We start from the raw sequence: 22,815 nt of genomic DNA, 5'->3' as shown, positions 1-22,815 counted from the left end.
TGATCTCAGCGACCCTTGGGCGTAACGGTGCCCCAATCCTCTCGCGCATTGGCGACGATCCACAACATCGTCGTCCAGGCGGCGACGTTCTGGCGCAATTGCTCGGGATCGATCTTGTCGAGCGTGTCCTCCGGCGTGTGGTGCCAGTCGAAATAGCGCGTGCCGTCCTGGTTGAGGTCGACCGCCGGCGTACCCAGCTTGAACAGCGGCCCGACATCGGTGCCGTCGCCGGCGACCTCGCGGCTGCGCACGATCCCCAGCGGGGCGAGCGCCGCCGCCAGCCGGTCGCCGACCGCCTTCGCGCTGTCGGGGAAATTGGTGCTGAACCGCCAGACATTGTCGGCGCCGAAGTCCGATTCGGCGGCCATCGCGAATTTCTCGCTCGCGTGCACCTTGGCGTAGGCCTCGCCGCCGAACCCGCCCGGCTCTTCCGCCCCGAACCAGACGACGCGGATCGTGCGGCGGGGGCGGGGGGCGTCGAGCAGTCGCTTGGCCGCCGCCGTCGTGATCGCGACGCCGGCGCCGTCGTCGATCGCCCCGGTCGCGAGGTCCCAACTGTCGAGATGCCCGCCGATCACGATCGCGCCCGCCTTCGGGTCAGTGCCCGGGACTTCGGCGACGACGTTGCCCGATTCGGCGTCGGGCAAGCTGCGCGGCGTCAGCGTCAGGTGCAGCGACACCTTGTGGGTGCGCGCGAAGATGCGTTCGAGCTGCTCGGCATCGGCGACCGACAGCGCGGCGGCGGGGATCGGCGTCGTGCCCGGCGACCAGTTGGTCCCGCCGGTGTGTGGCCAGCGGCCATGGTCGCTGCCGATCGAGCGGATCAGGATCGCCGCCGCGCCCTTCTTCGCGGCGACATCGGCGCCGACGAAGCGCGCGGAGCCATAGGCGCCGTACCCGCTGCCGTCCTGCGTCGCGCGCATCTGGTTGGAGACGAAGGCGATCTTGCCGCGCAGGCTGCCCTCCGGCGCCGCGACCAGATCGGCGAAGGTCGGGAAATAGACCACCGGTGCAGTGATTCCGGCCAGCGGGGTCGCGCCCGAGCGGCCGAGGGCGGCGATCACCAGCTTCTGCGGATAGGGGGCGACGATCTCCGCTTTCTCTTCACCGCGCACCCAGACCGGCATCGTGTACGTCTCGATATGGACGTTCTTGAAGCCGAGTGCCTTCAGCCGCACGACCGCCCAGGCACGGGCGCGCGCCTCCGCCTCGGTCGCCGCCAGACGCTGGCCGACTTCGGTCGTGAGGTCGCCGACGATGGCGTAGGCGACGTCGTCCTTCAGCGCCGCATCCCGGGCCTTGGCGACGGCGGGGTCGACCTTGACCGGATCCGGGATGGCGCGCTGGGCCACGACAGGGGAAGCGAGCAGGGCGCCAAGTGCGCCGGCCAGGAGGACTTTTTGCATCACGCCACCCTAAGCGCGCGATGCAGCGATGCCAATCGGGCGCCCACGAAAAAGGCGGCGCGGGTTGCCCCGCACCGCCTCTCTCACCCCCGCCGGGTCGATATCAGGCGAACGCGACCTTCGCCGAACGGCGGCGCAGGCCATAGCCAACCATGCCGAAGCCCAGCATCATCATCGCCCAGGTCGCCGGCTCGGGAACCGCCGCCAGGCTGACATTGTCGATGAACGCGGTGTTGTCGGGACCAGCCGACAGGCCCTGGAACGTCAGCGTGTGATTGCCGCTCGTCGTGACGACGAACGGGTTGCTGCCGATGTTCGTGAACGCCTGGCCGGTCGTGGTCGAGCCGGTATAGATCACGTTGCCGTCGAACAGCACGTTGTACTGCTGGTTGCCCTGGCAGCAGCCCGCCGGGCGCCCCGCCGCCAGCCAGCTGAGCGCATAGGTGCCGGCGTTGAGCGAGAAGGTCTGCCCGAACGAGCCGGTGTTCTGGATGAACGCGTAATAGGTGCCCGACGGAGTCGGCGCACCGGGCCAGGCGCCGTTATTCTCGTTCTGCAGGCCGGCATTGGCATTGCCGGTCCACGGCGAGTTCACCGCGCAGCTCTGTCCGAAATAGCAGTAGTTCGAGCCGGCCATCGCCGCACCCTGAGTCTCGAAGCTGCCATCGGCGATATCCGCCGAGGCCGGTGCCGCACTCGCCACCGCAATCGCTGCCGCCGCAGCCATCATCAACGCCTTCATACAAAACCCCTTTCAGGTTACGCCCACTACCGCTTGGCGGCCGGCATGGGCGCTTGTTAATCTGCTGTAAAGCTTAATTTCCGTTGCGTTTGGAGACCGTCTCGCGGTGGGACGTCGGGCCGGCGCGTTAGCGACCGGACAAGCGCCGCCTGTGCGGCAATTGCCATCGGGCGGCCCCGTCGCTACATCGCGGCTACCGTTTCCCACAGCCTCACAAATCGGAGCTTCGCGCCCTTATGGCCGCCCAATACGCATTCGTCATGAAGGACATGACGAAGTCCTTCCCCGGTGCTCAAAAGCCGGTGCTGAACAACATCAACCTGCAATTCTATCAGGGTGCCAAGATCGGCATCGTCGGCCCGAACGGCGCCGGCAAGTCGACGCTGATGAAGATCATGGCCGGCGTCGACAAGGATTTCAGCGGCGAGGCATGGCCGGGCGAGAACATCACCGTCGGCTATCTGGAGCAGGAGCCCGAGCTCGATCCGACCAAGACGGTGTTGGAGAACGTGAAGGACGGCGCGCGCGGCGTCGCCGACATGGTCGATCGCTTCAACGCGATCTCGGCCGAGATGGGCGACCCGAAGGACGATACCGACTTCGACGCGCTGATGGAGGAGATGGGCGAGCTTCAGGGCAAGATCGACGCGGTCGACGGCTGGAGCCTCGACAGCCAGCTCGAACTGGCGATGGAAGCGCTGCGCTGTCCGCCGTCGGATTCGCCGGTCGACAATCTGTCGGGCGGTGAGAAGCGCCGCGTCGCGCTGACGCGGCTGCTGATCCAGAAGCCGTCGATCCTGCTGCTCGACGAACCGACCAACCATCTCGATGCCGAAAGCGTCGAGTGGCTCGAAAATCACCTCAAGGAATATGCCGGCGCCGTGCTGATGATTACGCACGACCGCTATTTCCTCGACAACGTGGTCGACTGGATCCTCGAGATCGATCGCGGCAAATATTTCCCCTACGAGGGCAATTACTCGACCTATCTCGAGAAGAAGTCGAAGCGGCTCGAGCAGGAGGATCGCGAGGAATCCGGTCGCCAGAAGGCGATCAAGGACGAGCTGGAGTGGATCCGGCAGGGCGCCAAGGCGCGCCAGACCAAGTCGAAGGCGCGTATCGCTAAGTTCGAGCAACTGGTCGAAGCGCAACAGAACCGCACGCCCGGCAAGGCGCAGATCGTCATCCAGGTGCCCGAGCGGCTGGGCGGCAAGGTGATCGAGGTCGAGAACCTGTCGAAGGCGTATGGCGACAAACTGCTGTTCGAGAACCTGTCGTTCACGCTGCCCGCCGGCGGCATCGTCGGCGTGATCGGGCCGAACGGCGCAGGCAAGTCGACCCTGTTCAAGCTCATCATCGGCAGCGAGACGCCCGACGAGGGCACGATCGAGAAGGGGACCACCGTCCGCCTCGGCTATGTCGACCAGAGCCGTGACCATCTCGATCCGTCGAAGAACGTCTGGCAGGAAATCTCGGACGGGCTCGACTACATGAAGGTCAACGGACACGACCAGTCGACCCGCGCCTATGTCGGCGCGTTCAACTTCAAGGGCGCCGACCAGCAGAAGAATGTCGGCAAACTGTCGGGCGGCGAACGCAATCGCGTCAACATCGCCAAGATGCTGAAACGCGGCGGCAACGTGCTGCTGCTCGACGAGCCGACCAACGACCTCGACGTCGAGACGCTCGGTGCGCTGGAAGAAGCGATCGAGAATTTCGCGGGCTGCGCCGTGGTCATCAGCCACGACCGCTTCTTCCTCGACCGCCTGTGCACGCACATCCTGGCGTTCGAGGGCAACAGCCATGTCGAGTGGTTCGAGGGCAATTTCGAATCGTACGAGGAAGACAAGCGCCGTCGTTTGGGCGATGCGGCCGACCGCCCGACCGCGCTGGCGTACAAGAAGCTGACGCGCTGAGGCGCGGTCAGCCGCGCCCGACAATCGCTTTGACAACCGGCACGGGCTGTGATGATCTCCTAACACACTGAAGGAGAGGCATCATGGTCCGTTTGCCGATCGTCATTCTCGCGCTCGGGATCGCGGCGCCGGTCGCGATCCATGCCGCACCGTCCGCGATACGATCCTACGTCACCACCGCCGTCGCCGACCCGGCCAGGCCGGCGGCGGAGCGAGACACCGACGCTAACCGAAAACCCGCTGAAACGCTGGTGTTCGCGGGGGTGAAGCCCGGAATGACCGTGGGCGAGTTCTACCCCGGCGGCGGCTATTTCACTCGCATGTTGAGCCGCGTGGTCGGTCCGCGCGGCCATGTCTACGGCATCGAGAACGACCGTTGGAAGGGTGCGGTCAAGGCCGACGATGCGCTGCTCGCCGACGGTAAGTACGCTAACGTCTCGATCGCTGCCCGACCGTTCGGGACGGTGGATTTTCCCAAGCCACTCGACCTCGCCTGGGTCACGCAAAACTATCACGACCTCAAGATCGCCCAGTTCGGCGTCGTCGACACGATCGCGTTCGACCGCGGCGTCTTCGCGGCGCTCAAGCCGGGAGGCATCTTCTTCATCCTCGATCACGAAGCGCTGCCGGGAACCGACGATGCAGCGATCGCCAAGCTGCACCGGATCGAGCGCATCAAGGTGATCCGCGAAGTGACGTCGGTCGGCTTCAAACTGGTCGATGAGGGCAATTTCCTGCGGCGTCCATCGGACGATCACACGCTCCCAATTTTCGACAAGAAGGTGCAGGGCCATACCGACCAGTATGCGCTGAAGTTCGTCAAGCCGATTAGGCCGTGAACCGCTTCGTGAACCCCTTCACCGTCTGCCCGTCCTCGTTATACGCCTCGACGTGATCGACCCGGGCGAGCGGCGGTCCCTGGCGGCAGGCGTCGACCAAAGCGGCGACCGCCTCGTCCTCGCCCGACGCCAGAATTTCGACCGATCCGTCCTGCCGGTTGCGGACCCAGCCGGTCACGCCGAGCGACTGCGCGCGGCGCACCGTGAAGTCGCGAAATCCCACCTGATGGACCTTACCGGTCACCACCACCCGCTGCATGATCCCCATCTTCCATCCCCAAAACCATGACCCGCCCTGTCGCGTGCGACGCTAGCATCGCGGCGCGGTAGGGACGGAGATCGACCGCGCGCGGTTTATCGCGCCGGCGGAGCGGCTTAGCGGGAGCGGAGCGGCAAATACGATGAACCGAGCGGCGGTCTGCGTCGCGGATCGGTCGCGCCGGCGAAAAGCGCGTCAACCCCGATCGCGGATCGCGTCGATGCTCCACGGTCCAGCCCCGGCCGCGGCGAGATACAGGAACACGAAGCAGTATAGCATCGCCGCCTCGCCGCCGTTCGCGGCGGGAAAGAAGCCCTTGGGCGCATGCGCCATGAAATAGGCGACCGCCATCTGCCCCGAGAGGAGAAACGCAACCGGTCGCGTGAACAGGCCGATGAGGATCAATGCGCCGCCCACGAGTTCGAGCGCGCCGGCCGCGGTCAGCAGCGGGTTGAGCGGCATCGGAAAGGGCGGGATGCCGAAGAACTTCGACACGCCGTGCGACAGGAACCCGAGCCCGACGACGATGCGGAGCAGCGAGAGCAGACGGGGCGACCAGCTGGCGGGAATGGGCATCGATTTCTCCTGTTCGTTACAGGCGTAACGGATGCGTTGCGCCGTCACCAGAGCGGAACACGAAACGCTCCGTTACCGCGTTACCGTAAGGGACGCCGGTTCAACGGATGCGTTTCACGAACATCTGTCCGCCCTCACGCCGCTCGGTCGTGAAGTTGGGCACCGCCTCGATCAAATCGGACAGCCGCTTGAACCCATAGTTGCGCGCGTCGAAGCTGGACCGGTTCGCGGCGAGCTGGCCCATGGTCGACAGATTGACGAAGCCACGCTCGTCCCGCTTCACGTTGTCGTAGCTGTCGATCAGCAGCTTGAGCAGGTCGGAATCGACCGTCTTCGCGCTCGACGTGGAACCGACCGGCGGCGGCAGCGATTCGGCGAGCGGAACCTCGAGCGAAACGACCGGCGCGTTTACTTCCGTCGGCAGCACGCCGGTGTCGATGAAGCGGGTACAGGCCTGCTGGAACGGTGCGGGAGTGCGCGACGTGCCGAAGCCATAGACTGGCAGACCCTGCTGCCGGATGCGCGTCGCCAGCGGCATGAAGTCGCTGTCCGACGACATGATGCCGAATCCCTGGACGTTGCCGCGATAGAGCAGGTCCATCGCGTCGATCGTCATCTTCATGTCGGTCGCGTTCTTGCCCTTGGTGAGGTCGAACTGCTGCTGCGGCTCGATGCCGTGCTTCAGCGACATGTCGACCCAACCCTTCAACGCGGGCTTCGACCAGTTGCCATAGACACGCCGCACGGTGACCGTCCCGAGCTCGGCGAGGACGGTCAGCACCGGGTCGAACGTCGTCGACGAGGCGTTGTCGGCATCGATCAGGAGCGCGATGTTGCGGGTCGGGACGGCGTCGGTCATCGCGGCGCCGGGTAGGTAATCGTCATGACCTCATATTCGCGCTCACCGGCGGGTAGTGCAACCCGCCGTACGTCGCCGACCGCGGCCCCACGCAGCGCGCGAGCGAGTGGCGATCCCCAGCCGACGCGGCCTTGCCCGGCGTTCGCCTCGTCGTCGCCGACCAGTTGCAGCGTGCGATTGTTGTCGTCCTCGTCGGCGATCGTCACGGTCGCGCCGAAGAAAACGCGCGTCCGGTCCGGCGCGGCGGCGGGATCGACCACCTTCGCCGCCTTCATCCGCTTCGCCAGCCAGCCCAGCCGCCGGTCGATCTGGCGCAGCCGCTGGCGACCGTAGATATAGTCGCCATTCTCCGACCGGTCGCCGTTGCCGGCCGCCCAGCTGATGACCTCGACCAGCTTCGGCCGCTCCTCTGACAGCAGTTGCTCGTACTCGGCCCGCAGCGTCGCATAGCCAGCGGGCGTGATGTAATTGGGGCGGTCGTTGCTCACGTCTTTCCCTTATCGTCATTCCCGCGAAAGCGGGAACCCATCACCCGTCATATCCGGCCGGCGCACACGGGAGATGGGTCCCCGCTTTCGCGGGGATGACGCCGGAAAGTCACCCCGGCTGCTTGTTGCCGATATACCAGCTCAGCCGCGCCGGCCCGACCGAGGTCGCGCGCGCCGGGTTGATGAGGTCGTAGACCACCGCATTCTCGAGCACGTGCTGGACGTAGCGCTTGGTCTCATCAAACGGGATCGCCTCGATCCAGTCGATCCAGTCGACCGCACCGGTGCGCGGATCGCCGTTCGCCGCCAGCCACTTGTTCACGTTGCCGCCGCCGGCATTGTACGCCGCGATCGCCAGCGGATAACTGCCGTAGAGGTTGTAGAGCCGCTGGAAATAGGCGGTGCCGAGCTGGATGTTGTAGTCGGTGCTGGTCAGCAGCATCCCCTGGTCCCAGGGCAGGCCGAGCTTCGTCGCCTGTTCGCGCGCGGTGCCGGGCATCAGCTGCATCACGCCGCGCGCGCCGACGCGGCTGATGAGAGCGCGGTCGAACTGGCTTTCCTGCCGCATGATGCCATGCGCGACGCTCCATCCGGTGACGACGCTGGGCGGCACGTTGAACGTAGGGAAGCCGGTCAGCGTATAGTCGCTGACGCCGTTGAGCAGCGCGCTGCGCCCGACCATCACGGCGAGGTCGGGACGCTGTATCTTCTTGGCCAGCTCGGCGGCGAGCGCGTGGTCGCTCGGGCTGGTCGCGTCGTCGGCGATGCGGCGGACGAACGCCGACTGCCCCTCGTGATCGCCGATCGCGCCGAGGAACTGCGCCGCCCGCACGACTTCGCTGGCGTAGAACGCCTGGCGCTGCGCCGGATCGACCGGGCGGTCGATCGCGTCGGTCGGCGCGGTCAGCGGCAGGCCGAGGCGTTCCGACGCGAGCTGGCCGTAGAACTGGTCGCGATACGTGGCGGCGCGGGCGAGATAGTCGCGCGCCTGGTTCGCCTGACCCGCCGCTTCCGCCGCGCGGCCCGCCCAGTAGAAACCCTTCGCCTTCAGCGCGGTCGAGCGCGAGCCGCCGGTATAGCGCACGAACATCGCCGCCGCGTCGGCCGGCCGCGCCAGCCGCTTGTATGCTGTCTGTCCCGCCAGCCAGACGAGGTCGGTGTAAGGATCGCGCTCGCCATAGGGCCGGAGCGACACGTCGGTGCCGGCGGGATAGGCGTCATCGACCTGGCTCGCGATGGCGTAGGCCGTGGTGTAGTCGCCCGCCGTCCCCGCCGCCCGCGCCTGGCGAAGCAACAGGTCGTACCAGCGATCGACGTCGAGCGGCCGGCTGGTGAAGCGGTGCGGTTGCGCCAGCAATGCGCGCGCTGACGGCGCGGCACCCGACGACGTCAGCCATGCAACCTTGTCGGCGAGATAGCCCGGATCACCCGCGCCGATCGCATCCGCGCTCCCCGCCATCGACCCGGACGTGCGCAGATCGAGCCGCGCCTGGAACAGCGGCCGCCGGCCGGCGCTGGTCAGCAGGATTTGGCGGGCCGCGGCGCTGGTCTGCCCCTGCCAGAGCAACTGGTCCATCCGCAGGTCGTGGTCCGCCGGGCTCAACGCGTCCGACCAGTTGGCCAGTACCAGCGCCTCGTCGTCGGGCGACAGCGCACCCATCGTCCAGCCGGTGCGCGCGGCATTCTTCGCCTCGCTTGTCGCCCCCGTCGCCGCCAGTCCTTGCGCGAACCGCACCCAGGCCGTCGCATTCTGCGGCGGGTAGCGGCGGAAGAATGCGACCGCGAGGCTCGGCGACCAGCCCGGTTTCGCCAGCGCCGCCTCCGCCGCGCGGCGTAGCTGGCTATCGTTGGGCCAGCCGGGATGCGCGACCAGGAACCGGGCATAACTGTCGAACGGCCCGTTGCTGGTTTGCAGCAGCGAGCGCCATTCGGTGATCGCCGCCGACAGCGTGGCGTTGGCCGGGTCGCTCGGCACCGCGCCGACCGACTGGCCCCAGGTAGCGGGCGCCTGATTCTGCAACGCGACGCCGGCGGCGACGCCCGACGCGCCGACCGCGAGCAGGCCGGCCTTGATCCAGGGAGCGATCATGTGGACAGGATAGGACATCGCGCCCTATCTGTCAGGCCGGTAAAGCGGCAACAAGCGTCAACCATGCCCGCCGCGTCGCAGGAGTGAGCAGATGTTTTCGGGATCGATCCCGGCCTTGGTGACGCCGTTCGCGGCGGACGGCGCGTTCGTCGAGGACGCGTTCCGCGCGCTGGTCGACTGGCAGATCGAGCAGGGGTCGGCCGGACTGGTGCCGTGCGGGACGACGGGCGAAGCGGCGACGCTGACCTTCGACGAGCATTTCACGATCGTCCGCATCTGCGTCGAACAGGCGAAGGGACGCGTACCGGTCCTGGCCGGCGCGGGATCGAACGACACCCGCGTCGCCATCGGCAACGTCGAGGCCGCCCAGGCCGCCGGCGCCGACGCCGCGCTGATGGTGCCGCCCTATTACAATCGCCCGAGCCAGGAGGGCATTTTCCGCCACTTCGCCGCGGTGGCGGCGGCGACCAGCCTGCCGATCGTGCTCTACAACGTGCCAGGCCGTACGGTGACCGACATCCAGCCAGCGACGATGGCGCGGATCGTCAAGGCGTTCCCGGATCGCTTCATCGGGGTGAAGGATGCGACCGGATCGCTCGCACGCGTGACGGAGCAGCGGCTCGGCTGCGGCGCCGATTTCGTCCAGTTGTCGGGAAATGACGAGACCGCACTGGCGTTCAACGCGATGGGCGGGACGGGGTGCATCTCGGTCACCGCCAACGTCGCGCCGCGGCTGTGCGCCGAGTTCCAGGCGGCCTGGGCGAAGGGCGATACGGCGGCCGCACTCGCGCTCCACGACCGCCTGTTCGCGCTTCACGTCGCGATGTTCACCGACGCCTCGCCCGGCCCGGTCAAGTACGCGCTGGGCAAGGTCAAACCCGATTGGCCGCTCCACCTCCGCCTGCCGATGACTGAACCCGGCGAGGCGAGCCGTGCGGCGATCGACGCGGCGATGGCGGGGGCAGGGCTGGCATAACCGCCATCAGCCCACTACATCCCGCCGCCTGATGCCGCGTCCCAAGCCTGCCACGTTCGACAAGAAGAAGGTCGTCGCCGAGAACCGGCGTGCGCGGTTCGATTATGCGATCGACACGACCTACGAGGCCGGGATCGCGCTCACGGGGACCGAGGTGAAGTCGCTCCGCTTCGGCGAGGGGTCGATCGCGGAGAGCTATGCCGAGGTGTCGGCCGATGGCGGCGTGTGGCTGGTCAATTCGAACATTCCCGAGTTCAGCCACGGCAACCGCTTCAACCACGAGCCCAAGCGGCCGCGCAAGCTGTTGCTCCACGCGCGCGAGATCAACAAGCTGCACGGCGCGGTCGCGCGCGAGGGCATGACGCTGGTGCCATTGATGATCTACTTCAACGGGCAGGGGCGGGCGAAGGTCGAGCTGGCGCTGGCGAAGGGTCGCAAGGCGCACGACAAGCGCGAGCATATCAAGGAACGCGACTGGAAGAAGGAAGCCGGTCGTATCCTGCGCGAAAATCGCTAAGGCTCTAACCCGACACCGGAAAAATCGCCGCCGACCGGTTTGACTCGGCGTGTCGCCTGCGTAGAACGCCGTCAGTTCCGCGAAAGGCTGTCCATCCATGAAACCTGCATTCTTTGCCCTGCTCGCTGCCTCTGCTCTGGCCAGCGGCGCTCTCGCCCAATCGGCCGGCCGGCCCCAGATCGGCACGTTCGGCTTCGACGATGCCGGAATGGACAAGTCGGTCGCGCCCGGCGACGACTTCTACGGTTTCGCCAACGGTACCTGGGCGAAGGACACCGCGATTCCCGCCGACAAGTCGTCGTACGGCACCTTCGACATGCTCGCCGACCTGTCGCGCGACCGGACCCGCGGCATCCTGGAGGCCCAGGCGAAGGTGTCGGGATCGAAGATGGGCACCGCCTATTCCACCTATCTCGACACCGCCGCGATCGACGCCAAGGGATTGGCGCCGGCGATGCCGTGGCTGAGCAAGGTGAAGGCGCTGTCGGACAAGGCTAGCTATCCCGCGTTGCTCGCCCAGGCGAACCGGATGGGCGTCGGCGGCCCGCTCGGCTGGGGCGTCGGTCAGGACGAGAAGAACCCGGAAGTCTATGTCGTCGGGCTGCGCCAGTCCGGCCTGGGCCTGCCCGACCGCGACTATTATCTCAGCGCCGATCCCAAGCTGGCGTCGGTGAAGGCGGCGTATCAGCAGCATCTGGCGAAGCTGTTCACGCTGGCCGGCGAACCCAATGCCGATGCACGCGCCGACGCGATCGTCGCGTTCGAGACGCAGATCGCGCAGGTCAGCTGGACGCGCATCGACAGCCGCGATGCCGACAAGACCTACAACAAGATGACTGTCGCGCAGTTGCAGCAATCGGCGCCGGGCTACGACTTCGCCGCCTATCTGCGCGCGAACGGCACGCCGGTCGACAGTCTCATCGTCGCCCAGCCGAGCGCGGTCACCGGCATCGCCAAGCTGGTCGCCGACACGCCGATCGAGGTGCTGAAGGACCAGTTGATGGTACGGACGCTCGACAGCTATGCCGACGTCCTGCCGCAGATGTTCGACCAGGAGCGCTTCGCGTTCTACGGCACCACACTGTCGGGCACGCCGCAGCAGGAGGTGCGGTGGAAGCGCGCGGTCTCGTTCACCAGCGGCGCGTTGTCCGACGACGTGTCGCAGCTCTACGTCGCGAAATACTTCCCGCCCGAGACGAAGGCGGCAGCCGACAAGCTGGTCAAGAACATCATCACCGCGATGAACCGGCGGATCGATAACCTGACCTGGATGGCGCCCGAAACGAAGGCGAAGGCGCATGCGAAGCTCGCCGCGTTCACGCCCAAGATCGGTTATCCGTCGCGCTGGCGCAGCTACGCCAACCTGACGATCACGGCCGGCGACGCATTCGGCAACAAGGTCCGCGCCGAGCAGTGGGATCACGACTACGACGTGTCGCACCTCGGCAAGCCGTTGCAGCGGTGGGAGTGGGGGATGACCCCGATGACGGTCAACGCCTATGCCAATTTCGGCATGGTCGAGATCGTGTTCCCGGCCTCGATCCTGCAGCCGCCCTTCTTCGATCCGAAGGCCGACATGGCGGTCAATTATGGCGGCATCGGCGCGGTGATCGGGCACGAGATGAGCCATCATTTCGACGACCAGGGCGCGAAATACGACCTGCACGGCAAGCTCGGCCAGTGGTGGACCGACGAGGACGTGAAGCGCTTCAACGCGCTCGAGGACAAGCTGGCGGCGCAGTACGACGCGTACGAGCCGCTGCCGGGCTATCATGTGAAAGGGCGGCTGACGCTGGGCGAGAATTCCGCCGACCTCGCCGGCCTCAGCACCGCGTACGACGCCTATCATGCGGCCCTTGGCGGCAAGCCGGCGCCGGTGATCGGCGGTCTGACCGGCGACCAGCGTTTCTATCTCGGCTGGGCGCAGGTGTGGCGGCAGAACATGCGCGAAAAGACGCGGATCCAGCGGTTGCTGACCGATCCGCACTCGCCGAACCCGTACCGTGCCGACATCGTCCGGAACATGGACCCGTGGTACGCGGCGTTCAGCGTCGGGCCGCAGGGCAAGCTGTATCTGGCGCCGGACGCGCGGGTCAGGATTTGGTAAGCCGGTGCGGCACGCCGGCAGCGTAGCTGCTGGCGAGACCGCGCCCGGCCGGCCGGCGCGCCGCAGGCGCGTCCGACGGGATCGGGATTTACTCCCGATCCCGGCCGTTTCCTCGTTGCGCTTGACCTGATCGCACGACCGCCCCCAAGGATGCCCCGATGGCATCGCGTCCCCTGAACACCGATCTCGATGCCGGCCAGCGCCAAGCGCTGGTGGTCGCCGGTGCCTGCGGGCTCGGCGCGGCGGCGGTGGCGTTGCTGGTGCTGCACAGCGCGGCGGTCGCGGCGGGGTTCGCCGCGGCGATGCTGGTGCTGGTCGGGGCGGCGTTCGCCTGGTCGCGTTTCACGCGATCGGGCCATGACGCGATCCCCGACACCGACTGGAGCGTCGCGCGGGCACTTGCCGCCGCCAGCGACGACGCGCTCGCGGTCACCGATCGCGCCGGCCGCCTGATCTGCGCCAACGATCGCTATCGACAGCAGTTCGGCGGATATCCGACCCCGCCCGGCCTGCCGCTCGACGGCAATGGCGCTGCGGAACTGGCGAGTGCCGGCCGCACCGCGTGGCGCGACGGCTCGGCCGAATTGCCGCGCATGTCCAGCCGCGGCGCCGCGCTGGCGGTCGCGATCGAGCGGGCGGGCGAGAGCGAGGACATGCTGGTGTGGCGGTTCCATGCTGCGCAGGGCCTCGATCTCGCAACCGAGGTACAGGCGATGATCGCGGGCCAGATCGGCGATCGCCTTGCCGCCGCCGGGATCATGGCGGCGCTGATCGCGCATGACGGCAAGCTGCTCGCCGCCAACCGCGTACTGCGCGAGCGGTCGATGGGGCATGAGGAGAGCGTCGTCGTCGGGCGCGACTTCGCGCGGTTTCTGACCGCCGACGCCAGCGGCCAGGTCCGGTTCGAGCGCGAGGGCACCAAGGGCAATCCGCTGCGCATCCTCCAGATTCCGTTCCTCGAAGGCGATGACGCGCCGATCCTGGTCGCGTTGCTCGACGACGAGGATAGCGGGCGGCCGGCGATCGGCGCGTCGGCGGCGGCGCACGTGAAAAGCCTGATCTCGCTGCTGCCGGTCGGGCTCGCTCTCGTGGATCGCGACGGGCGGTTCGTGCAGATGAACGATCCGTTCGTCCGCGCCGCGCAAGTCGATCCGCTACACCCGCCGCTCTATCCCGGCGACCTCGTCGTGCGCGAGGACAAGGCGGCGGTGGCCGACGCCATCCGCCGCTTCGCCAACGGCGCTACGCACACCACCGATATGGCCATCCGCCTGAAGGATCATCCCGACGAACCGGTCGCGCTCACGATCGCCGGCGCGCGTGGGCTCGGCGACGCCGCGGTGCTGCTCAGCCTCAAAGACAATGGCGAGGAGACGCGGCTGAAGCGCGAAGTGGCGCAGGCGACCAAGATGCAGGCGGTCGGCCAGCTGGCGGGTGGCGTCGCGCACGATTTCAACAACATCCTGACCGCGATCATCGGCCATTGCGACCTGATGCTGATGCGCCACTCGCCCGGCGACAGCGATTATGACGATATCCAGCAGGTCAAGGCCAACTCGAACCGCGCCGCCAGCCTGACCCGCCAGTTGCTTGCCTTCTCGCGCCAGCAGACGCTGCGCCCGCAAGTGCTGCAACTACCTGACGTGATCTCCGAAGTGTCGCAACTGCTCAAACGGCTGATGGGCGAAACGGTGAAGCTGGAGGTCCGCCACGGACGCGACCTGGGACCGGTCCGCGCCGATCCGGGGCAGCTCGAACAGGTCGTCGTCAACTTGGCGGTCAACGCGCGCGACGCGATGCTGGCGAAGGATGCGAGCGGCGGCACGCTCACCATCGCCTGCCGTGCGGTCTCCGCCGCGCAGGTGCGCAAGATGGGCAACGACATCCTGCCCGTCGCCGATTATTCGGTGCTGGAGATCAGCGACACCGGCATTGGCATCCCGCCGGAGATCGTCGGCAAGATCTTCGAGCCGTTCTTCACCACCAAGGAAGTGGGAAAAGGCACCGGGCTCGGCCTGTCGACCGTGTACGGCATCGTCAAGCAATCGGGCGGCTACATCTTCGCTGATTCGAAGCCGGGGCAGGGGGCGACCTTCACCATCTACCTGCCGGTCCACACCGCCGACGCGCCCGCCGCCAAGGCGCCGACCGCCGCGCGGTCTGAGAAATCGAGCGACCTGTGGGGAAGTGGCACGATCCTGCTGGTCGAGGACGAGGACATGGTCCGCGCCGTCGCCGAACGCGCGCTGGCGCGACAGGGCTACAAGGTGCTGACCGCCGAACATGGCGAGGCGGCGCTGGAATTGCTGGCGGCGGGCGAGCGGCCCGATCTACTCATTTCCGACGTGGTCATGCCGACGATGGACGGGCCGACGATGGTTCGCCACGCGCGGGCGCAGCATCCGGACTTGCCGATCCTGTTCATGTCGGGCTATGCCGAGGAGCAATTGCGCAAGTCGATCGACCTCGACAACGTCGCCTTCCTGCCCAAGCCCTTTTCGGTACAGCAACTTGCCGAAGCGGCACGGGATGTGCTTGCCGCCGCGCGCGCCGCCTGACAGAAGCGCGGCATGACAGTACAGCGTATCCTGATCGTCGAGGACGAACCCCTTATCGCCATGATGCTGGAGGATTTCGTCGATGCCCTGGGCAAGACCTGCGTGGGCACCTGCGACACCGTGCAATCCGCGCTGGCGACGATCGCCGACGAGACGCCAGATGCGGTGATCCTCGATGTCAACCTGTCGGGCGGCGAGAAGAGCTGGCCGGTCGCCGATGCGCTCGCCGAAAAGGGCATTCCGTTCGTGCTGTCGAGCGGCGGCGACGAAGTGGTGGACGGCCATGCCGACCGACCGCGGCTGTCGAAGCCGTTCACGATGGACGGCATGGAAAAGGCGCTGGCCGCGCTGGGCTAGGCGATCCGCTCCGGCACGGCCGCCGCGTCGGCATCCAGCGACGCCTGCGGGGCGACCGCTTCCCACGGGAACACGAACCAGTCCTTCTGCACCTGCCGGTCGATCGTCTCGGCGCGATACTCGACCACCTCCTGCGAACGGACATTGTCGAGCAACGTCGCGAACCGGACATGATCGCCCGCCGCTCCCGCCGTCGCCAGCGCCGCGCGCAGCTTGCCGATCGTCGCGCCGGTATCGTTGATGTCGTCGACGAACAGCAGTCGCTCGCCGTCGCGCGTCCGCGCCGCCAGCCGCACCAGCGGCGCGTCGGAGAAATCCTCGACCTGGCTCGAATGATCGACCGACAGCATCGGCAGACCGGTCGCGTGGCTGAGATAGACCGCCGGCGCGAGCCCGCCGCGACCGATGCCGATGATGAAGCTCGGCGTCCATTCGCTCTCGGCCAGCGCGGCGGCCAACTTGTGCACCTGTCCGACGAACGTATCGTGCGCGATCGGGGTGAAGACCGGCATCAGGCGTGACCCTCCATATAGGTGTCGAGTCGGGCGAGGTGCACGGCGACCTCGTCGTCGCTCAGGAACGAGCCCAGGAACGAATTGCGCGCCAGCGTCGCCAGATCGTCGCGGTCGAGCCCGCGCGCTTCGGCCGCCGCACGGAAATTCTCCCCGATATAGCCGCCGAAATAGGCCGGATCGTCCGAGTTGATCGTCGCGCGCAAGCCGAGCTTCAGCATGCGGTCGATCGGGTGCGCGTCGATCGAGGCAACGTTGCACAGCTTGACGTTGGACAGCGGGCACACTGTCAGCGTCATCCCCGTCCGTGCCAGCCGCGCGGTCAGCACCGGATCCTCCAGGCTGCGATTGCCGTGGTCGAGCCGGTCGATGCCGAGCAGGTCGAGCGCCTGGTGGACATAGTCGGGCGGTCCTTCCTCGCCGGCATGCGCGACCAGCCGCAGCCCCTTGGCGCGCGCGGCGGCGAACACGCGGGCGAACTTTTCCGGCGGATGCCCGACCTCCGACGAATCGAGGCCGACCCCGGCGATGCGATCGAGCCACGGCTCTGCCTGACGCAGCGTCGCGAACGCTGCCTCCTCGCTCAGGTGGCGGAGGAAACACAGGATCAGCTTCGACGTCAGGCCGTGCGTCGCCTCGGCCGCCGCCATGCCCGCCAGCAGCCCGCGCATCACCGTGTCGAACGCGACGCCGCGATCGGTGTGAGTCTGCGGGTCGAAGAAGATTTCGGCATGGACGACGCCGTCGGCGGCGGCGCGATCGAAATAGGCGATCGCCATGTCGCGGAAATCGGCCTCGGTAACTAGCACGCTCGCGCCTGCATAATAGATGTCGAGGAAATCCTGGAGGTTGGCGAAGGAATAGGCCGCGCGAACCTCCTCGACCGACGCGAACGGAATCGCGATACCGTTGCGCTCGGCCAGCGCGAACATCAATTCGGGCTCGAGACTACCCTCGATATGAAGGTGGAGTTCGGCCTTGGGCAGACCGGTGATGAAGGTGGCGAGGTCGGCCGTCATGGGCCGAGCATCGCGTGAGCGTGGGTCGGGGGCAAGGCCCTTCGTGACGCCAGCGCACAGCAAAAGAACAAAAGCAGAAAATATTTCGTTCGCCTCTTGTTCCAAGAGAACAAACGCGATACACAATCGAACGTGATTGACGCGGACGTGGTTCGCGGTAGGCGATGGAGGCAACTAGTGGCGGCATCTTTGAAGGTCATCGACTCTCCCATGGCATTGAGCTCCGACAAGACATCCGGCGAGCGCGCGAAGGCGCTCGAAGCCGCGCTCGCGCAGATCGACCGCGCATTCGGCAAGGGCTCGGCGATGAAGCTGGGTTCGAAGGAGACGATGCAGGTCGAGGCGATCTCGACCGGGTCGCTCGGGCTCGACATCGCGCTCGGCGTCGGCGGCCTGCCGCGCGGGCGCGTGATCGAGGTCTATGGCCCGGAAAGCTCGGGCAAGACGACGCTGGCGCTCCACGTCATCGCCGAGGCGCAGAAACATGGCGGCACCGCCGCGTTCGTCGATGCTGAGCACGCGCTCGATCCGGTCTATGCCAAGAAACTGGGCGTCAACATCGACGAACTGATCGTATCGCAGCCGGATACGGGCGAGCAGGCGCTGGAAATCACCGATACCTTGGTCCGCTCGAACGCGATCGACGTGTTGGTGGTGGACTCGGTCGCCGCGCTGGTGCCGCGCGCGGAAATCGAGGGCGAGATGGGCGACAGTCATGTCGGCCTGCAGGCGCGGCTGATGTCGCAGTCCCTCCGCAAGCTGACCGGCTCGATCAGTCGTTCGCGCTGCATGGTGATCTTCATCAACCAGCTGCGCATGAAGATCGGCGTGATGTACGGCAATCCGGAGACGACGACCGGCGGTAACGCGCTCAAATTCTACGCCTCGGTCCGCCTCGATATCCGCCGCACCGGTGCGATCAAGGATCGTGACGAGGTGACCGGCAACACGACTCGCGTGAAGGTGGTCAAGAACAAGGTCGCCCCGCCGTTCAAGCAGGTCGAGTTCGACATCATGTACGGCGAAGGTATCTCGAAGATCGGCGAGATTCTCGACCTCGGTGTCAAGGCCGGGCTGGTCGAGAAGTCGGGCGCGTGGTTCAGCTACGACAGCGTACGCATCGGCCAGGGTCGTGAGAACGCCAAGACGTTCCTCAGGGAAAATCCCGACATGGCCGATCGCCTGGAAAAGGCGATCCGCAGCCGGACAGAAGCCGTCGCCGAGGAGATGATGGCGGGTCCGTCGGAGGATGACGACCTCTGATCGCCGACGCCGGTTGTCATATTGCTGCAATGCAACCAACCGGCTTGATCCACGTTAACGCTTTCAAGTCCTGCGGCGAGCCCCCGTTTCCGCCGCATATCCCCGGAAAGGCCCGCGTGCGTCGCGGGCCTTTCATGTTGTAGCACGTTGTCCACACCATCGCGTCGCCGTGGGCTCCACCGCTACGCCATGCTATGCCGGCTGCGACAGGAGGGACGCGATGACCGAAATGCGCGATTGGGCAGGCCGCACTGGCGATAGCTGGGCAAGCGAATGGCGACGGACCGATCTGAGCTTTTCGAACCTGGCGACCAAGCTTGATGCGGCGATCCTCGCTGTTGCGCCGAAGTCGGGGACGGCGATCGACATCGGATGCGGAGCCGGGGCGACGGCGATCGCGCTCGCCGAAGCGCGGCCGTCGCTGACGGTGATCGGACGCGACATATCGCCGCAACTGGTAGAGGCCGCACGCGCGCGCGGCGCCGGACACGCCAATCTGCGGTTCGAGGCTGGCGACGCGACCGACCTGACCGAACGCGGTGTCGACCTGTTCTGCTCACGCCACGGCGTCATGTTCTTCGACGATCCGGTCGCCGCGTTCGGCGCGTTCCGCCGCGCCGCTGCGCCGGATGCGGCATTCGTCTTTTCCTGTTTTCGCTCGCCCGCGCTCAACCCCTGGGCGGCGGAGACCGTCGCCGCAGCCGGTGGGTCGCCACCGCCGCCACCGCCGGCCGGCAGCGAGCCGCCGCCGGGCCCGTTTGCCTTCGCCGATCCGACGCGAGTCGAACGAATCCTCACGGCCAGCGGCTGGCGCGGTGAGCCGCAGGCGGTCGACTATCGCTACCGCGCGGGCGAGGGGCCGGATGCGGTGGAAGAAGCACTCGCGCTGTTCAGCCGCATCGGTCCGTCCGCGATGCATCTCGCGTCGCTCGACGACGACGCGCGCGCGGCCGGCCGCGATCGGCTGCGCGCTTTTCTCGCCAGTCGCGAGGTGAACGGCGCCGTCGATTTTCCCGCGGCGGCCTGGGTCTGGACGTGTCACGCCGTCGAGCAGGGAGGCACCGCATGACGCTGATCGTCCATCACCTCAACAATTCGCGCTCGCAACGTATCCTGTGGATGCTCGAAGAGCTCGACCTGCCGTACGAGATCAAACACTATCAGCGCGACGCCAAGACGATGCTGGCCCCGGCGGCATTGCGCGCCGTTCACCCGCTCGGCAAGTCGCCGGTGCTGGAAGACGACAGCAGGATGATCGTCGAGACCGGCGCGATCTGCGAGTATCTGGTCGAGAAGGCCGACGGCCGGCTCGGCCCGCCGACGCATCGCGACGCCGTGCTGCGCTATCGTCAGTTCCTGCATTACGCCGAAGGGTCGCTGATGCCGCCCTTGCTCGTGATGCTGGTGGTCTCGCGCATTCCGCTGATGGGCAAGGCCGCGATCAGGCGAATCCAGCCGATGATCGACCGCCACCTCGATTATGTCGAAAGCGAGCTCGCGCAGCGGCCATGGTTCGCCGGCGACGCGATGTCGGCGGCGGACATCATGATGAGCTTCCCGCTCGAAGCGGCGGTCAGCCGGGCGGGGCTCGGCGCGTCACGGCCGGCGACGATGGCGTGGCTGGCGAAGATTCATGCTCGCCCCGCCTACCAGCACGCGCTGGAACGGGGCGGGCCGTACGCCTACGCTTGAGGACGCGCGTCGCCCGCAAGCCCGTGGCTCGGCGCATGCGGCGGCTCGACCTCGGGCGCGGTCTCAGGACCGAGCTGCCCCTCCCAGCGCGCGACGACGCTGGCGGCGATCGCATTGCCCAGCACGTTGGTCGCCGACCGTCCCATGTCGAGGAAATTGTCGATCGCCAGCACCAGCAGCAGGCCGGCCTCCGGAATACCGAAGTTGGATAGGTTCGCGGCGATCACGACCAGGCTGGCGCGCGGCACGCCGGCGATCCCCTTCGACGTAATCATCAGCATCAGCAGCATGCCGATCTGCGTGCCAAGCGTAAGCTGGATGCCATAGGCCTGCGCGATGAACAGCGACGCGAACGTCATGTACATCATCGACCCGTCGAGGTTGAACGAATAGCCGAGCGGGAGGACGAAGCTGGAGATGCGCCGCGGCACGCCGAACCGGTCGAGCGCCTCCAGCGTGCGCGGGAACGCCGCTTCAGACGATGCAGTCGAGAAAGCGAGCAACGCCGGCTCGCGAATGTAGCGCAACAGGTCGAGGACGCGCCGTCCCAGGAACAGGAACGCGATCATGCCGAGCAGCAGCCACAGCGTGCCGAGCCCGACATAGACGCTGCCCATGAAGTAGGCGAGTTTGCCGATCACCCGCGGTCCATGCTCGACCAGCGCTGCGCACACCGCCGCGAATACGGCGAACGGCGCGAACCGCATCACGTAATCGGTGATTTGCAACATCACCGCCGCGACGCCTTCCAGTCCACGCACGATCGGCTTCGCCTTCTCGCCGACTGCCGTGATCGCGACGCCGAAGAACAGCGAGAAGACCACGATCGGCAGGATCTCGTTGGTCGCCATCACGTCGACGATCGAGGCCGGGAAGATATGCTTGACGATCTTGGTCGGGTCGAATCCTGCCGTATCGAGGCCGGCTTTCTCCGTGACCGGCGGCACCGGCAGGTTCAGCCCGAGGCCGGGTTGCAACAGGTGGACGAGGATGAGGCCGAGCGTCAGCGACAACAGGCTCGCCCCGACAAACCAGCCGAACGACTTGAGTCCGACCCGGCCGAGCGCCGCCGTGTCGCCCATGTGCGCGATGCCGACCACCAGCGTCGAGAAGACGAGGGGCGCGATAATCATCTTGATAAGCTGGAGGAAAATCGTCGTGACGATGGTGATGTACCCGGCGATCGCCTTCAGGTGCGCGGCTGCCGCCGGAGTGCCGTCGTCGTAATGCGCGTTGACCGCCCAGCCGATCGCGATGCCGAGCACCAGCCCGATCAGGATGAAGGTCGTCAGTCGCTTGGCCACACATGCTCTCCCCGCAAGTGCGCGCGAGCGAAGGGGATTGCGAGCGTCAGGTCAAGCACCCTATCGTGCCGCGATGCCCGATCCGTCGACTGCCCTGAACCGCCGCGCCTTGCTCGCGGCCGCCGTCGCCGTGCCGTTGATCCCCGCTGTAGCGCGAGCGGCTGAACCCGATCTCGCCGCCTTGAGCGACATGACCAGAGGCGCGGTCCCGATCGGCCCGGACGAGCGTCGTCGCCGGCTCGATCGCGCGCAGGCGTTGATGAAGGCGAACGGTATCGGGGCGGTGTTGATCGAGCCGGGCTCTTCGCTTGTATATTTCACCGGTATCCGTTGGGGGCGGAGCGAACGCGCGATGCTCACCGTGCTGCCGGTCGAGGGCGAGCCATGCATCGTCTCGCCCTATTTCGAGGAACTGCGGATGCGCGAGACGCTCGCCATCCCGGTCGAGGTACGCGTGTGGCAGGAGGACGAGGACCCGCTCAAGGTGGTCGCCGGGTTCCTGCGCGATCGCAAGCTGGCTGGTCGTCCGGTTGGGATCGAGGAGACCGTGCGATTCTTCATCCCCGACATGCTGGCGCATGCCATGCCAGGCGCGCGGATCGTATCGGCCAATCCCGTCGTGCGCGGGTGCCGGATGATAAAGACGCCGGCCGAACTCGCGCTGATGCAGCTGGCGACCGACGTCACCATCGCCGCCTATCGCTGGGTGCATCCGCGAGTCGAGGCGGGCATGACCGGGCGCGACATCAGCGCGATGATGGACGCGGCGACCGGCAAACTGGGCGGCGATCCCGAATTCAGCCTCGTCCTGATCGGCGAAGCGGCAGCGTATCCGCACGGCACGAAGGCGGTGCACAAGGTCGCCGCGGGCGAGATCGTGTTGATGGATTGCGGCTGCACGGTCGAGGGGTATCAGTCGGACGTCTCGCGCACGTTCGTGTTAGGCAGCCCCAGCAAGGAGCAGCGCACCGTGTGGGACCAGGTGCATCGGGGTCAGCAGACCGTCTTCGCCGCGGCGAAGCTCGGCGCGCCGGCCGGCAGCGTGGATGTCGCGATCCGCAAATTGTACGAGAGTTTCGGCTACGGCCCCGGCTACAAGCTGCCCGGCTGCTCGCATCGTACCGGGCACGGCATCGGGCTCGACGGGCACGAGCCGGTCAATCTGGTGCGCGGCGAGACTACGCCGCTTGCGCAGGGCATGTGCTTTTCCAACGAGCCCGGCATCTACATTCCGGGGAAGTTCGGCGTGCGGCTGGAGGACTGCTTCCACATGACCGCGACCGGGCCGCAATGGTTCAGCGCGCCGCCGCCGTCGATCGATCGTCCGTTCGGATGA

At 66.8% G+C, this 22,815-nt stretch carries 21 protein-coding genes; 11 read left to right on the top strand and 10 right to left on the bottom strand.

The features are described from left to right. Nucleotides 1-5: 5 nt before the first annotated feature. Entirely contained in the window at nt 6-1,406 is a 1,401-nt protein-coding gene (locus J0I47_RS04335) for a M20/M25/M40 family metallo-hydrolase (protein WP_294045203.1), read from the bottom strand. A 103-nt stretch (nt 1,407-1,509) separates the two neighbouring features. Further along, on the bottom strand, nt 1,510-2,148 hold the full coding sequence (locus J0I47_RS04330; protein WP_294045202.1) for an FxDxF family PEP-CTERM protein: 639 nt from the start codon (nt 2,146-2,148) through the stop codon (nt 1,510-1,512). A 236-nt stretch (nt 2,149-2,384) separates the two neighbouring features. On the opposite strand from J0I47_RS04330, the gene ettA reads away from it, so the two are divergent. After that, nucleotides 2,385-4,064, top strand: coding sequence for an energy-dependent translational throttle protein EttA (ettA, locus tag J0I47_RS04325; protein WP_294045201.1), 1,680 nt, complete (start codon nt 2,385-2,387; stop codon nt 4,062-4,064). A gap of 83 nt (nt 4,065-4,147) precedes the next feature. Continuing rightward, on the top strand, nt 4,148-4,903 hold the full coding sequence (locus J0I47_RS04320) for a methyltransferase (RefSeq protein WP_294045200.1): 756 nt from the start codon (nt 4,148-4,150) through the stop codon (nt 4,901-4,903). Here the strand turns inward: J0I47_RS04320 and J0I47_RS04315 are convergent. The 5 genes from J0I47_RS04315 to J0I47_RS04295 all read right to left on the bottom strand — a co-directional run bounded on the left by J0I47_RS04315 (nt 4,893) and on the right by J0I47_RS04295 (nt 9,174). Next, nucleotides 4,893-5,171 (bottom strand): acylphosphatase, encoded by a 279-nt coding sequence (locus J0I47_RS04315; protein WP_294045199.1) that lies wholly within the window; start codon nt 5,169-5,171, stop codon nt 4,893-4,895. The genes J0I47_RS04320 and J0I47_RS04315 overlap by 11 nt on opposite strands. A gap of 186 nt (nt 5,172-5,357) precedes the next feature. Further along, a complete protein-coding gene (locus J0I47_RS04310; RefSeq protein WP_294045198.1) occupies nt 5,358-5,738 on the bottom strand; it encodes a DoxX family protein in 381 nt (126 codons plus the stop codon). Between the two features lie 100 nt (nt 5,739-5,838). Next, on the bottom strand, nt 5,839-6,597 hold the full coding sequence (locus J0I47_RS04305; protein ID WP_294045197.1) for an NYN domain-containing protein: 759 nt from the start codon (nt 6,595-6,597) through the stop codon (nt 5,839-5,841). After that, complete coding sequence (gene greB / locus J0I47_RS04300) at nt 6,594-7,085, bottom strand: transcription elongation factor GreB (protein WP_294045196.1); 492 nt, start codon at nt 7,083-7,085, stop codon at nt 6,594-6,596. Before greB ends, J0I47_RS04305 begins: the two co-directional genes overlap by 4 nt. A gap of 109 nt (nt 7,086-7,194) precedes the next feature. Further along, nucleotides 7,195-9,174: a lytic transglycosylase domain-containing protein gene (locus tag J0I47_RS04295; RefSeq protein WP_294045195.1), complete on the bottom strand. Its 1,980-nt coding sequence runs from the start codon at nt 9,172-9,174 to the stop codon at nt 7,195-7,197. Between the two features lie 91 nt (nt 9,175-9,265). On the opposite strand from J0I47_RS04295, the gene dapA reads away from it, so the two are divergent. From dapA to J0I47_RS04270, 5 genes are all read left to right on the top strand, one after another. Then, entirely contained in the window at nt 9,266-10,150 is an 885-nt protein-coding gene (gene dapA, locus J0I47_RS04290) for a 4-hydroxy-tetrahydrodipicolinate synthase (protein ID WP_294045194.1), read from the top strand. Nucleotides 10,151-10,181: 31 nt separating this feature from the next. Next, on the top strand, nt 10,182-10,667 hold the full coding sequence (gene smpB, locus J0I47_RS04285; RefSeq protein ID WP_294045193.1) for an SsrA-binding protein SmpB: 486 nt from the start codon (nt 10,182-10,184) through the stop codon (nt 10,665-10,667). Nucleotides 10,668-10,764: 97 nt separating this feature from the next. Further along, nucleotides 10,765-12,774, top strand: a complete 2,010-nt coding sequence (locus tag J0I47_RS04280) for a M13-type metalloendopeptidase (RefSeq protein ID WP_294045192.1) — start codon at nt 10,765-10,767, stop codon at nt 12,772-12,774. A gap of 158 nt (nt 12,775-12,932) precedes the next feature. Further along, nucleotides 12,933-15,332, top strand: coding sequence for an ATP-binding protein (locus J0I47_RS04275; protein ID WP_294045191.1), 2,400 nt, complete (start codon nt 12,933-12,935; stop codon nt 15,330-15,332). A 12-nt stretch (nt 15,333-15,344) separates the two neighbouring features. After that, complete coding sequence (locus tag J0I47_RS04270; protein WP_294045190.1) at nt 15,345-15,689, top strand: response regulator; 345 nt, start codon at nt 15,345-15,347, stop codon at nt 15,687-15,689. Here the strand turns inward: J0I47_RS04270 and J0I47_RS04265 are convergent. Together J0I47_RS04265 and J0I47_RS04260 are read right to left on the bottom strand one after the other, a co-directional pair. After that, a complete protein-coding gene (locus tag J0I47_RS04265; RefSeq protein WP_294045189.1) occupies nt 15,686-16,201 on the bottom strand; it encodes a phosphoribosyltransferase family protein in 516 nt (171 codons plus the stop codon). The two genes, J0I47_RS04270 and J0I47_RS04265, sit on opposite strands and share 4 nt — an antisense overlap. Then, nucleotides 16,201-17,220, bottom strand: a complete 1,020-nt coding sequence (locus J0I47_RS04260) for an adenosine deaminase (protein ID WP_294045188.1) — start codon at nt 17,218-17,220, stop codon at nt 16,201-16,203. Before J0I47_RS04260 ends, J0I47_RS04265 begins: the two co-directional genes overlap by 1 nt. A 210-nt stretch (nt 17,221-17,430) precedes the next feature. On the opposite strand from J0I47_RS04260, the gene recA reads away from it, so the two are divergent. The 3 genes from recA to J0I47_RS04245 all read left to right on the top strand — a co-directional run bounded on the left by recA (nt 17,431) and on the right by J0I47_RS04245 (nt 20,175). Beyond that, complete coding sequence (recA, locus tag J0I47_RS04255) at nt 17,431-18,483, top strand: recombinase RecA (protein WP_294045187.1); 1,053 nt, start codon at nt 17,431-17,433, stop codon at nt 18,481-18,483. A gap of 220 nt (nt 18,484-18,703) precedes the next feature. Then, nucleotides 18,704-19,552 (top strand): class I SAM-dependent methyltransferase, encoded by an 849-nt coding sequence (locus J0I47_RS04250; RefSeq protein WP_294045186.1) that lies wholly within the window; start codon nt 18,704-18,706, stop codon nt 19,550-19,552. Further along, nucleotides 19,549-20,175, top strand: a complete 627-nt coding sequence (locus J0I47_RS04245; RefSeq protein ID WP_294045185.1) for a glutathione S-transferase — start codon at nt 19,549-19,551, stop codon at nt 20,173-20,175. Before J0I47_RS04250 ends, J0I47_RS04245 begins: the two co-directional genes overlap by 4 nt. Here the strand turns inward: J0I47_RS04245 and J0I47_RS04240 are convergent. Next, complete coding sequence (locus J0I47_RS04240; RefSeq protein WP_294045184.1) at nt 20,166-21,479, bottom strand: dicarboxylate/amino acid:cation symporter; 1,314 nt, start codon at nt 21,477-21,479, stop codon at nt 20,166-20,168. The genes J0I47_RS04245 and J0I47_RS04240 overlap by 10 nt on opposite strands. A gap of 73 nt (nt 21,480-21,552) precedes the next feature. Between J0I47_RS04240 and J0I47_RS04235 the strand changes: the two genes are divergently transcribed. Beyond that, on the top strand, nt 21,553-22,815 hold the full coding sequence (locus tag J0I47_RS04235; protein WP_294045183.1) for a Xaa-Pro peptidase family protein: 1,263 nt from the start codon (nt 21,553-21,555) through the stop codon (nt 22,813-22,815).

Source organism: Sphingomonas sp., from assembly GCF_017304635.1.
Lineage (GTDB): Bacteria > Pseudomonadota > Alphaproteobacteria > Sphingomonadales > Sphingomonadaceae > Sphingomonas.
Note: the sequence above shows the minus strand (reverse complement) of the source record. Positions and strands in the feature narration are given on the sequence as shown.

What these genes read in the sequence shown, in the direction of transcription:
- J0I47_RS04335 (WP_294045203.1), bottom strand. Translation starts at nt 1,406, where the DNA reads ATGCAAAAAGTCCTCCTGGCCGGCGCACTTGGCGCCCTGCTCGCTTCC.
- J0I47_RS04330 (WP_294045202.1), bottom strand. Translation starts at nt 2,148, where the DNA reads ATGAAGGCGTTGATGATGGCTGCGGCGGCAGCGATTGCGGTGGCGAGT.
- ettA (WP_294045201.1), top strand. Translation starts at nt 2,385, where the DNA reads ATGGCCGCCCAATACGCATTCGTCATGAAGGACATGACGAAGTCCTTC.
- J0I47_RS04320 (WP_294045200.1), top strand. Translation starts at nt 4,148, where the DNA reads ATGGTCCGTTTGCCGATCGTCATTCTCGCGCTCGGGATCGCGGCGCCG.
- J0I47_RS04315 (WP_294045199.1), bottom strand. Translation starts at nt 5,171, where the DNA reads ATGGGGATCATGCAGCGGGTGGTGGTGACCGGTAAGGTCCATCAGGTG.
- J0I47_RS04310 (WP_294045198.1), bottom strand. Translation starts at nt 5,738, where the DNA reads ATGCCCATTCCCGCCAGCTGGTCGCCCCGTCTGCTCTCGCTGCTCCGC.
- J0I47_RS04305 (WP_294045197.1), bottom strand. Translation starts at nt 6,597, where the DNA reads ATGACCGACGCCGTCCCGACCCGCAACATCGCGCTCCTGATCGATGCC.
- J0I47_RS04295 (WP_294045195.1), bottom strand. Translation starts at nt 9,174, where the DNA reads ATGATCGCTCCCTGGATCAAGGCCGGCCTGCTCGCGGTCGGCGCGTCG.
- dapA (WP_294045194.1), top strand. Translation starts at nt 9,266, where the DNA reads ATGTTTTCGGGATCGATCCCGGCCTTGGTGACGCCGTTCGCGGCGGAC.
- smpB (WP_294045193.1), top strand. Translation starts at nt 10,182, where the DNA reads ATGCCGCGTCCCAAGCCTGCCACGTTCGACAAGAAGAAGGTCGTCGCC.
- J0I47_RS04280 (WP_294045192.1), top strand. Translation starts at nt 10,765, where the DNA reads ATGAAACCTGCATTCTTTGCCCTGCTCGCTGCCTCTGCTCTGGCCAGC.
- J0I47_RS04275 (WP_294045191.1), top strand. Translation starts at nt 12,933, where the DNA reads ATGGCATCGCGTCCCCTGAACACCGATCTCGATGCCGGCCAGCGCCAA.
- J0I47_RS04270 (WP_294045190.1), top strand. Translation starts at nt 15,345, where the DNA reads ATGACAGTACAGCGTATCCTGATCGTCGAGGACGAACCCCTTATCGCC.
- J0I47_RS04265 (WP_294045189.1), bottom strand. Translation starts at nt 16,201, where the DNA reads ATGCCGGTCTTCACCCCGATCGCGCACGATACGTTCGTCGGACAGGTG.
- J0I47_RS04260 (WP_294045188.1), bottom strand. Translation starts at nt 17,220, where the DNA reads ATGACGGCCGACCTCGCCACCTTCATCACCGGTCTGCCCAAGGCCGAA.
- recA (WP_294045187.1), top strand. Translation starts at nt 17,431, where the DNA reads ATGGCATTGAGCTCCGACAAGACATCCGGCGAGCGCGCGAAGGCGCTC.
- J0I47_RS04250 (WP_294045186.1), top strand. Translation starts at nt 18,704, where the DNA reads ATGACCGAAATGCGCGATTGGGCAGGCCGCACTGGCGATAGCTGGGCA.
- J0I47_RS04245 (WP_294045185.1), top strand. Translation starts at nt 19,549, where the DNA reads ATGACGCTGATCGTCCATCACCTCAACAATTCGCGCTCGCAACGTATC.
- J0I47_RS04235 (WP_294045183.1), top strand. Translation starts at nt 21,553, where the DNA reads ATGCCCGATCCGTCGACTGCCCTGAACCGCCGCGCCTTGCTCGCGGCC.